This window comes from Jejuia spongiicola (genome assembly GCF_023502325.1).
GTDB classification, from domain to species: domain Bacteria; phylum Bacteroidota; class Bacteroidia; order Flavobacteriales; family Flavobacteriaceae; genus Wocania_A; species Wocania_A spongiicola.
The window spans coordinates 507579-518932 of the sequence record NZ_JAMFLZ010000004.1 but is presented as its reverse complement, the minus strand read 5'-3'; the positions used below and the strand labels follow the sequence as shown (position 1 = coordinate 518932).

8 protein-coding genes are annotated in these 11354 nt (G+C 31.7%); all 8 read right to left on the bottom strand.

Features of this window, described 5'->3' with window-relative positions:
* Positions 1–20: 20 nt before the first annotated feature.
* Complete coding sequence (locus M3P09_RS12075; protein ID WP_099563765.1) at positions 21–725, bottom strand: FadR/GntR family transcriptional regulator; 705 nt, start codon at positions 723–725, stop codon at positions 21–23.
* Positions 726–845: 120 nt separating this feature from the next.
* Complete coding sequence (locus M3P09_RS12070) at positions 846–1760, bottom strand: polysaccharide lyase family 7 protein (RefSeq protein ID WP_249973311.1); 915 nt, start codon at positions 1758–1760, stop codon at positions 846–848.
* Positions 1761–1767: 7 nt separating this feature from the next.
* The gene (locus tag M3P09_RS12065; protein WP_249973310.1) at positions 1768–2685 is read right to left on the bottom strand and encodes a polysaccharide lyase family 7 protein; all 918 of its coding nucleotides are present in this window, start codon (positions 2683–2685) and stop codon (positions 1768–1770) included.
* A gap of 10 nt (positions 2686–2695) precedes the next feature.
* Positions 2696–3709 (bottom strand): PKD domain-containing protein, encoded by a 1014-nt coding sequence (locus M3P09_RS12060; protein WP_249973309.1) that lies wholly within the window; start codon positions 3707–3709, stop codon positions 2696–2698.
* 27 nt (positions 3710–3736) lie between these two features.
* Positions 3737–5164 (bottom strand): RagB/SusD family nutrient uptake outer membrane protein, encoded by a 1428-nt coding sequence (locus tag M3P09_RS12055; protein ID WP_099563863.1) that lies wholly within the window; start codon positions 5162–5164, stop codon positions 3737–3739.
* 30 nt (positions 5165–5194) lie between these two features.
* Positions 5195–8305 carry a SusC/RagA family TonB-linked outer membrane protein gene (locus M3P09_RS12050; protein ID WP_249973308.1) on the bottom strand — a complete coding sequence of 1037 codons (3111 nt, stop codon included), beginning with the start codon at positions 8303–8305 and terminating at the stop codon, positions 5195–5197.
* A 373-nt stretch (positions 8306–8678) separates the two neighbouring features.
* The gene (locus M3P09_RS12045) at positions 8679–9026 is read right to left on the bottom strand and encodes a cupin domain-containing protein (RefSeq protein WP_099563769.1); all 348 of its coding nucleotides are present in this window, start codon (positions 9024–9026) and stop codon (positions 8679–8681) included.
* Positions 9027–9039: 13 nt separating this feature from the next.
* Positions 9040–11298 (bottom strand): heparinase II/III domain-containing protein, encoded by a 2259-nt coding sequence (locus M3P09_RS12040; protein ID WP_249973306.1) that lies wholly within the window; start codon positions 11296–11298, stop codon positions 9040–9042.
* Positions 11299–11354 lie beyond the last annotated feature (56 nt).

Sequence of the window (11354 nt, the reverse complement as noted above, 5' to 3'; positions counted from 1 at the left end):
TTTTTCAATTAATTTTATTTTTATTTCAAACTGTAGCAGTACTGATATAATACGCTAAAATGATCTTTCATTTTTTCTTTTGCCAAATCAGGTTTTTGTGCCTTAATAGCTTCATAAATTTCGGTATGCTCCTTTATACCTTTTACTGCTTGGTCTTTATCGCAAACATGGTATTTTTCAAAATCTATGATTATTTGTGGTGTTATTGTTAGCATGAACGTATTCATGGTGCTATTTCTACTTGCCTTTGCTATAGCTAAATGAAACAATAAATCTTCTTGTACGGCATCTTCACCTAATAATGCTTTAGCTTCATAAGCATCTAACGCTTCTTTAATATTTATTAAATCGTCATCATTACGTCTTAACGCTGCTAATCTAACCGTTTTTAATTCTAGCAAAATTCTTGTTTCTACTAACGATTTAAAATCTGGTGATTCTAGTCTTAAAATATCTTCAATCATCCCATTCATAGCAACAACTCCAATATTTGCTACAAATGTTCCACTTTGCGGAATAGATTTTAATAACCCATAAAATTCTAATTTTTGAATAGCATCACGTACATTGCTTCTACTAACTTCAAATTTATCAGACAGCATACGTTCCGATGGGAGTTTGTCACCAGGCTCTAGATTTTTATAATTAATTAAATCTCTAATCTTAGCGATTATAGTATTTTGAATTTTTCGATTATCGCTTATTGTAAGTACCTCTAACTTCATATATTCTATTTATTTATTAACCATTTTTAACTGGTTAACCAAAAATTATTGTTCAATTTAAAAAAACTTATGATTCTAAACTATTCTAGTTATGATTTTAAACTGATTTTTATCAAATTATTAATGTGTTACTTCAAGTTTGTAATATTTAACTCTAGCAAATGCGTTTTCTTGAGTTGTAACTAAATAATTTCCTGCTTTAAAATAATTTTCAAAAACATTCCACTTCTGAATATGAACACTATCATAAACTACAGATTCATTATTATTTAAAATCACTTCCATTTTCCCACTTTCTACTTTTACTTCTAATGAAAACTTATCAAATCCTACTTCTTCAGAAAACGTATGTCCATCATCATCTTTCCATGAGTTTGTGTATAGTATGTCTGTATCTGATACATTTAAGTCTTTCAATTCTTTTGTTTTAACTCTTACTTTTCCATCAGTCCAATAAATTTTTAGCATAGGTGGCGCATTATTATCATCTTCTCCTATTAAATCACGCTGAGCATTTGTTAATCTACCATGAATTTGCATAATAATTGCTCTGTGGTAATCTCCTTGAGAGTCTTTAGATATTTCATCCATCGATAAAGTACCTTTCATATTTCCACCTTGAGTAAAAGTCCAATTTGTATTATTACTCCCTGCTACCATTTGCTCTCTCAATTCAGTTCTTGAATACGATGAGTTAGCTGTTGAAGCTCCTGGGTATGTATAAAAAACTAATGCTCCATTTATAGAATCGTTATAAAAAAATGGTTTTAATGTTTCGTTTGTAGCATAATCTAAAATCTCTGGTGGCTTAACCTCTGTCGGGTTACCTATCGGTAATGTTACCTTCCAATTATTGAGGTCAATACTAGGCAAATTGTAAGTTGGGGTTATTGGCTCTTCTTTTTCTTCCTCAAAAACGCCAACTGGCCTATCTTCAATTTCAGTGTTTTTGTTACAACTAATACAAAGTACACAAAATACTGCTATAAGAAACATCTTCTTTAATATGCTAAATATGTTCTTTGTTTTTATCATTTTTTGTTTAATGACTTACTTCTAATTCGTAATATCTCACTTTAGAAAACGCTCCTTCATCTCTGGATTGAAAATAGTTTCCTGCTTTAAAATAGTTTTCAAAAATGCCCCATCTACGCATATGAATATTTTCGTAAACCTTATATTCACTTTTATTTAAAATAATAACCATTTTACCTTCTGACACTTTAACTTCTAAGGTGAATTTTTTAAATCCTACTTCTTGCTCAAAATTGAAACCTTCATCATTACCCCAAGCATCTTCGTGTAAAATTTCTTCATCTGAAGCATTTAAATCTTTAAGTTCTTTTGTTTTTATTCTAACTTTTCCTTTATCCCAATATATTTTTAATATTGGTGGTGCATTATTATCTTTTGCTCCAATTAAATCACGCTGTTCGTTTGTTAAACGCCCATGTATTTGCATAATAATAGTTCTGTGGTATTTCCCCTCTGAATCTTTAGTGGTTTGATCCATAGCCAATTTACCTTTCATGTAAGCACCATCAGCAAATGTCCAGTTTACATTATTGTTTCCAGGTTCCATTTGTTCTCTAAGCTCAGAACGAGTATACTTGGTGTTTGCTGTTTTAGATTCTGTTGGCATTGCATGAAAAACGATAGCACCTTTTGTCGAATCTATATACATATATGGTTTTGCTTTTTCATTTTTTGCAAAATCAAGAATTTCTGGTGGTTCAATCTCATAAGGTTTTCCTTTTTCGTTAGTTACTGGCAAAGTAACTTTCCAATGGCTTAAATCTATATCAGGTAATCTTACTTTTCCTTTTCTTTTTTTCTTCTTCTTTTTTTCAATTTTAGATTCCGATTCTGTAACGCTGCTTTTCTTTGTTTGGCAAGCAGCGTTAACAGATAGAAATATTGTTATTATAAATACTAATAGTTCTTTTCGGAAAATTTTCATACTTAATAATTTATTCAACTGGTTCAACAACAATAGAGTCAACTCTTATTTCTTCTTCTCCACTGTTCCATAAAAAACCTTTGTCATCACTTGGCGTACCATCACCATTAACCCCCCTCATCAATAGAGCAACGCTAGAATTATTCCCTGTATTGAATGAATAGCTATATGTGTTATACCCATCATTACCTGGATTATCTACTAAACTAACCAAAAGGTTATTGTCTGTATCTTCCATCTGAGCTACAGAAGTATATCCAAAATCGTCTTGTGGGTATTCTGCAGCAGTGGCAAAATATGCTGGGGTGTAACCAGATTCGTAACCAGAACCAGATAAAACTCTTATTTCCAATTTACTAGGAAAAGTACCCGTTTCTATGCTTTTAAAGGATGCAACTACCGTTATGGTATAATCTGTATTAGGTGTAATTTCAACCTCTTGATAGGTTAAATCTTGCTCATCATTATCAAATTTAAGAACATTATCAGATCCACCATTACCAGAAGAAGACTCTCCTTGTGCTCCTAAACTTTTATTAATCCAACCAGAACAAGTACAATCTGAACCTGAAGATTTAGCTTGTTTATCAAAATCAGCATTAACAATAACCGGGGTTATCGCAGCTGGTGCAGGTGGCTCAACTACTTCTACAGTTAATGAAAATGTGCTTGTTACTCCTAATTTGTCTGAAGCTGTTAAAGTAACTGTATAAGTTCCTTCGCCTGAATAAGTATTAACTCCATCTACTCCTATTGATGTGTTTCCATCTCCATAATCCCATGCGTAATCTGTAGCGCTACTTGATGTATTACCAAATGTCCAGGTTAAATAATCAGCAGTTACTGATGCTGAAAAACTAGCAGTTGGAGGTGTTGCATCTGCCTTTGAACTTGCTTCTGGCAAATCGTAAGACAACGATTCTATTGTTGGATCGCAAGATAAAATAGTAACAACGGCCACCATTGCAAATACGCTCATAATCGCTGTATAAACTCGTTTTTTTATTTGATTTATATTTTTCATGTTTACTTTTTTAAAAGTTATAATCTATTAATAACCAGGATTCTGGTTCATTATTCCTTTACTTAAGTTTATTTCTCTTTGAGGAATTGGTAATAACAAGTCTGACGTCGAGTAACCTAACCCATTAGCTGCGGAAAACGCTGAAAACACTGATTCTGCTTCACCAAAACGTACAAGATCAAAAAACCTGTGATTTTCAAATGCTAACTCTACACGTCTTTCTAATAATAATTCTGCTTTTGTAATCGTACCATCGTCATCATCAGCTAATCCTGCTCGATTTCTTACCATATTAAATGACGTCAAAGCATTTGAACTTGAAGTATCTGCACCTCCTGCCATAATAGCTTCAACATGCATTAATAATACATCTGCATAACGCAATACAATCCAATCATTTCCAGCTAAAGTAGCGTCAGAAACAAATGTTTTACCATCTGCACCACCAGACTCACCATTTGGAAGATATTTTACTACTTGGTTTTGTGAAGGCTGAAAAGGATCTATTCTATAAGAATATTGTGTTCTATCTCCTCCAAAATCATTTAAAGCGGTTACAGCATCAGTAGTTACATAATTAACACCACTAGTTCTTCCAACTGCATTCATCCATTCTGCAGAAAAGTTTTGACTATCTGCACTTAAAGCTGATTCATAGCCAATTGCAAAAATAATCTCGCTATTTCTTTCATTATAAAAGATATCATTAAAATTAGGTTGTAGAACAAAACCACTACCCACTATATCTTCACAAAGTCCTTGAGCTAGAGAGTACTCTCCAATTGTTAAATACACCTTAGCCAACATTGCCTGAGCGGCAGCTTTTGAAGCTCTGGTTTTGTATGTATTATCTAGCCCCGCTACAGCGGTTATTAAATCACTAACAATTAAACTGTAAACTGTAGAAGTAGCAACTCTTGTATATTGAGTCTCGGTGTCTAATGGAGGAATAACTTTATCTATTAATGGAATATCTCCAAATAGTCTCACCAAATTAAAATAAGCATACGCTCTATTAAATTTAGCTTCAGCTTCAAAAGCTGCAGCAGTATTTGCATCTGCTATAACTCCTAAGCTTTCTAGAACAGTATTGGCTCTAAAAATAACGCTATAAAAACTGGCATAATAGTTTGCAACTATACCATTAGTAGCTTCCACATTATAAAATTCAAATTGTGCGGCTTCTCCTTCTTGACTTTTAGTTCTGGTATTATCACTACGCATTTCAGTTAGATAAAACTCGTACTGAACGCCATGATTATTATTTAAATTGTTATCATTTACTCCTTGCAAAGCATCATAAATACTGATTATTCCTGTTTCAACTTCGGCTTCAGTAGTATAGTAAGATCCTGATGTAATTCCAGAACTAGGTATAGGCTCTAAAAAGTCACTATCACAAGAAGTAAAAATACCTCCTATCATTAGTAAAACTATATATTTTATTTGTTTCATAATATTTATATTATTTATTAAATGCATCTCTTAAAAGTCTAGGTTTAAACCAAAAGATATGGTTCTAAAAATTGGCGACCCTGCTCTTTGATACCCGTAAGTGGTGGGTGATTGTCTATCAATTGATTCTGGATTAAACCCTGTATAATTATCTGCTGTTTTATACATTAAGTTCTGTCCTGCTGCATATATTCTTAAACCTGAAATATTATACTTTGACAAGAAATCTTTTGAAAAATTATATCCAATATTCACATTACGTAATGCAATGTATGATGCATCCTGAATAATATCGTCAGTAAATATTTTTTGCTTTATAAACTGTTGATCTGGAGTGCTAGAAATAAAATCTTGTGAGCTATTAAATTGGTTAAAAATATATTGATCTCCCATATTTCTAATTTCGGCACCATGACTACCTTGAAACATAAAACTAAAATCAAAGTTTTTAAACTTAAACTCGTTAGAAAAACTCCATACTAGCTCTGGATACGGATCGCCTAAAGCGGCTTTATCATCATCATCAATAATACCATCACCATTTAAATCTTTTACATAAACATCTTGTGCTTCTCCTCCAATTGGGTGATAAGGATTTGATAAATATTCCAATGGTATATCTCTATCAACAACCCATCCGTAGTATGTAGAAATAGGCTGACCTTCTAAATTAATCCACTCTGCTGCTCTTTTCGGATCAACATTTTGTATTTGCCCATTTGAATCAGCAAAGTCTACAAGTGTATTTTTATTGGTTGTAGCTATTATTGTAGAGTTCCAACTAAAGTTTTCTGTAGCAACATTCTTTGTTCTTAATTCAAACTCAAAACCTTCATTCTTAACTTCTCCTAAATTTACTAAGGCACTAGAGAATCCCGTTGTTACTGATACAGGATTGTTTAATAATAGTTGATCACTCGTTCTTTGATACCAATCAATTGACCCAGAAATTCTGTTGTTAAAAAGCCCAAAATCAATACCAGGGTTAATTTCTACTAATCGCTCCCATTTTAATTCTGGGTTAGCAATATTTAATGGCGAAAAACCTGGTTGAACACTTCCACCTATACTAGATGTAGTTGCATTTAACAAAGCTAAAGATGGGTAATAATCTACTAAAATATTCCCTGTACTTAAAGCACTCGTACTACTACTTACATCAGGATCAACACTTCCTGTATTTAATCGGTCGTTACCTGTAACACCGTAACTTGCTCTAAATTTTAAATTACTTATTACATCACTATCTTGAAGAAACTCTTCGTTAGATATATTCCATCCAATAGAAGCTGCTGGAAAATTACCGTATTTAAAGTCTGAACCAAAAATAGAACTTCCATCTCGTCTAAAACTTAAAGAAACTAAATACTTATTATCATATGCGTAATTAACTCTAGATACATATGATATTCCATTTTTTTCCCACTCAAAAGCATCAGCTGCAGATATTAGTGATGCATTAGTAATTTGTTTCACAGCATCACTTGTGTATCCCGTTCCTGAAATACTTGAGAAAAAACTATCTCTGGTTTCAAAAACGACTCCTACTGTTGCTCCAATATCATGATTTCCAATTGTTGTATTATAATTGAAGAAATTATCCGAAATTAAGTATATTTCTCTTTGAGATATTTCACTCATTTGCGCCGCAGAGGCTCCATTTCTATTAGATTGAACTCCTTGCCATCTTGATCTTTTTGTATCTTGATAAGAACCTGATAATGTTGTTCTAAAACTTAGTCCTTCAATAATTTCATACTGTCCATAAAGGCTACCAAACATTTTAAACTTTTTATCAAAGCGCTCTCGTTCAAGTACTTTAGCTGCAGGATTTGTATTAGAAGTATTACTTATGTCTGTACCGCCTGAGGCAACAGACGTACCTGCATCTAAATCATAATCATCAAAATGACGTTGTGTTGCATAATCTCCAATTTGTACATCAGGATATTTAAATCTATTTACATATTGAATGGTATTTGCATCATGATACACTGGTAACCAATTAGTTTGTCTTAATATATCGTGCGTAGACCCATCAAAACGTCTTCTATTTGTGTATGATGGACTAAAGCTAGCTCCTACTTTAAATTTGTCACTTAATTTGGTGTCAACTTTAAGTCGCATCCCATATTTCTTAAAATTATCTGTTAACAAAACTCCTTCGTCATCAGAATAATTAATACTTGTGGTAAATTTTGTTTTATCATTTCCTCCTCTTAACGAAAGTGAATGACTTGTAATAGTGCCTCCATCAAATATTACATCTTGCCAAGAACGATCTATCCCTATAAGTTGTTTATATCTAGTTCTATCAGAAATCACACCATTTGCAGCAAGTTCTGCTGCTGCAGTCTCTGCAATAGAGAAGGTATAAGCATCGCTATGTCTAGCTTCTTTAAAACCAGTAAAAGTACTATAGTTAATTCGAGCTTTCCCTTCAACTCCTTCTTTCATACTTATCATAATGATTCCATTAGATCCTTTTGATCCATATATAGAAGATGATGCTGCATCTTTTAAAATTTCAAAAGATTTAACATCATTCATATTTAAAGATCCTAAAAAATCTGAATCTACAATAACCCCATCTACAACGATTAGTGGTGTTGAGTCGCCTGCCATAGAGCCTACACCTCTAATAGTAATTGTAGGTGCTGCACCCGCTTCTCCATCGGTTGCTTGTATATTAACACCCGATACTTGACCAACTAAGGCATCATCTACCCTAGAAACGGCAATCTGATCTAAATCATCATTAACGACTTTAGAAATTGAACCTGTTAAATGTGATTTCTTTTGTGTTCCGTAACCAATAACAACAACTTCATCTAGTTTAGCTAAATCTTCAGCTAATGAAATGTTTATTGCTGTTTGAGTGTCTACAATTATTGTTTGAGATATAAACCCTACATATGAGAATTGCAATACTTCTCCCTTATTTACTTGGATTTGATAGTTTCCATCAAAATCAGTTGTTGTACCTCTAGAGGTATTTAATACTACAACATTTACTCCAGGAATAGGAATATTATCTGTTGCAGAAACAACAGCCCCTTTAATTAAGGTTCCATTCTGAGCAAATAAAGTAATATTGAATATCAATAATACTATTAAAAATAGCTTAGTTTTTAAATTCATAATTAGTTTTTTTATGTTTAAAGTTTAGTTAGTAGTTCTACTACTTTTGTTTAGCCTCTAAATAATTCAGCTAAAAAATCACTTTATAAAAACAACTGTTCTGATTAAATTTTTGTAATTTTGCAGAACACATGTTTTACTAAAGTATTACATGTTTTAGGTTTTTACTTCCCTCCTAAAAGAAGTAAATCATTTAAAAGGATAGGCGTGCACCTGTCCTTTTTTTATTTAGTTTATTGTCATTTAAAAAGGTGGATTTTTGAAGGTTATACATTAGTTTAGTTTTATATTTTTTTAATTGGTTTACCAGATTGGTTTACCAAATATATGCTAATTTTTTGTTAAAACAAATTAATTTTTAATTTTAACAGCTCTATTCCATAAAATCTTCTCGAATAGGACTAAAAACATCTATTAATACACCCGCTTTAGTACATTTAGCTCCGTGAAGTACATGGGGAGGTATATAAACTGAATCTCCGTCTTTTACTGTTTTTGTAACTCCTCCAATTGTAAACTCCCATTCTCCGTCTATACAGTAAGTTACTTGTGAATGATGATGTTCATGCTCATAACCTATTCCACCTTCATCAAAAAATACTTTAACAAGCATAATTTTGTCATCATAACCCATTATTTTTCTTTTAACACCTTCTCCTACTGTTTCCCATTCTTGGTCATTGTCTAATAAAAATTCTTTACTTGCTCCAAATGTTTTCATATGTTTTAATTTTTTAATTGATTTCTTTTAAGGTAAAAGATCCTCTCCAAGACATCTCATTATTATTAATAATTAATTTGTGTTTTGTTTCTTTATTATTATTCTGATTAGAAATAACAAACACCATTTTTTTATCTTTATTTGTTACTATTTGAATTGCAGTATAGTCTTTAGAATTAAATACAATTTCTATAGATTTAATATTACTCTTAGAATTTATAGCTAACTCTGATACTGGACTATAAACTCCTGTTGATTCAATAATTGAAGCAAAAACAGTATTTCTTATATTCTTTTTACGCAAAATAAGTGTTGGCTCTTGACGCAAATTAAATTCTGGATCGTTTGCACCAATTTTAGCTAGAATAACTTCGTCTCCATTAGATGTAACAGCCGTATAGCTATAAAATTTATTTTTTAGTAACCAGTTTAGTTTTATGTTTCCTCCTTTAGAAATTGTACTAGCTTCTTTATATAAGTGTTGGTATCCATCTGATTTTCCTAAAATTTGTGGGACTTCATACTTTGTATATTCAAAATTAGTTTGCATAATTTGTCCTAAGTAATAAAAAGGTAAATCATATTGATTTGGATTATCTGACTCCACTTTTATAATATCTAATACATAAGGGTTATGAAAATCTGAATCCTTTATTAATACCATTGTTCGAAGCAGCTTTGTACCTGGGTATGCATTTTCTTCTTTTGCGCTGGCTACTTGAATATTACTATCACCAGTACTAAAAATATATTTATTTGAATGATGCTTACTCCCAATATCATATTTTCCATGAAATTGAGATACTTCATTTTGAACAATTGCATTGTGCGCTATGGATTGTTTTGCCCATGTAGTATTCTCCTTTAAATAGTTTCCTCCTCCTTTTTGTTCAATATTCACAAAACGAGCCATTCCATAGTCTTGCACAACTTCGTTTCCTTCATCAAACAAAGCAAAAGACAATTTATCATAATGCCCATGACTCAATCCATGTGCTGTATATTTAAAAACCAACTCCATTTCCCCACTACGTAGAATTCCTACTGCGCCTTCATCTCCATTGGCGCCATCTGATAATTCAATAGATTTTTTTACAAATGGCTTTTCTTTTCCTTTTTTTATACCTAGAGCAACTGCCAAACCTGCATCATCAAGAACAACTTCATCTTGTTTTTTTGCTATACTTAATAATTCTGGATTGTTTCCTCCAAAATGATATCCAATGTCTACAGCAGATATTAACGACCCATTGAAATATGACATCCCTTTTTGCGCATCGTTTAATAAAAAGAAGTCACCATCAGCATCTGATAAATTCAATAAAGCGTCTATTCCCTTTAATAGTACACCATCTTTATGTTTTAAAACCTTTAAGTCTGGCTTTTTGTTTTGTAGTGCTTGTCCAAATATTAAAAAAGGATACATAGCATAACGTTGATAATATGGTCCTTCGGTATAATACCCATCTGGTGAAAATGGTTCATCTAAGTTTGCAAAAAAACCTTTTTTTCCATCCTTATTTATAAAGCCACCGTCATTGTCCTTTAAACTTTTATCTATATCAATGTTTTTTATTCCATATAAGGCTCTTTGTAATAAACTATCATCTTCCATAACTAATGCAATCATACCAACTGCTACATTTCCCCAAGTGCTATGATTATGAACTCGATTAAAGAATTGAGGATTGTCTTTGGAAATATGATCTGCAAAAGGCCTAAACAAATCTGTTTCTAAAATGTTTCTCTCATCTTTGGTTAAGTAATCATATATACAATCGTAAGCTTGACTTGCATATACCAACCAGTTAGAATCATTTAGACATTGCCAAAATAATTTCCCTCTAGCATAAGATCTCGGTTTTGGGTGAATTGGTAATGTTGGATACATTTTTGCATATGCAAACAGCATATCTTTTACATATATAGCATATTTTTCTTCATTAAAAATTTGATATAACACACCAGCTTTTTGCATTAAAACATAATTATTTTTATGCTTTTCATGCGTGTATCCTCCTGAATAATCTTTTGGAATTGGCACATCAAAACCGTTTTTGATTTCTAAATCAACTTCTGTCTGAGCTTTTGCTAAAGTTTTATCAAAAATCGGAATACTTCCCAAATTTGCTCTTATTTCTTTGACCCCTTGTTTGGTTAAGATTAAATTTGGATGCTGTAATTGAGAATTTATAGTAGATTTTTCTTTACATGAAAAAACAATAAAAACTATTAGAAGAATTATAGATGGTCTTTTAAATACTTTTTTCATTATTATTAATTAGAAGTTCTTATTGTAAAAACAATATATACCATTCATAGTAAAGA

Bases quoted from the DNA above. Each gene is read 5' to 3' on its own strand.
- M3P09_RS12075 (WP_099563765.1), bottom strand. From the start codon at position 725: ATGAAGTTAGAGGTACTTACAATAAGCGATAATCGAAAAATTCAAAAT.
- M3P09_RS12070 (WP_249973311.1), bottom strand. From the start codon at position 1,760: ATGATAAAAACAAAGAACATATTTAGCATATTAAAGAAGATGTTTCTT.
- M3P09_RS12065 (WP_249973310.1), bottom strand. From the start codon at position 2,685: ATGAAAATTTTCCGAAAAGAACTATTAGTATTTATAATAACAATATTT.
- M3P09_RS12060 (WP_249973309.1), bottom strand. From the start codon at position 3,709: ATGAAAAATATAAATCAAATAAAAAAACGAGTTTATACAGCGATTATG.
- M3P09_RS12055 (WP_099563863.1), bottom strand. From the start codon at position 5,164: ATGAAACAAATAAAATATATAGTTTTACTAATGATAGGAGGTATTTTT.
- M3P09_RS12050 (WP_249973308.1), bottom strand. From the start codon at position 8,305: ATGAATTTAAAAACTAAGCTATTTTTAATAGTATTATTGATATTCAAT.
- M3P09_RS12045 (WP_099563769.1), bottom strand. From the start codon at position 9,026: ATGAAAACATTTGGAGCAAGTAAAGAATTTTTATTAGACAATGACCAA.
- M3P09_RS12040 (WP_249973306.1), bottom strand. From the start codon at position 11,298: ATGAAAAAAGTATTTAAAAGACCATCTATAATTCTTCTAATAGTTTTT.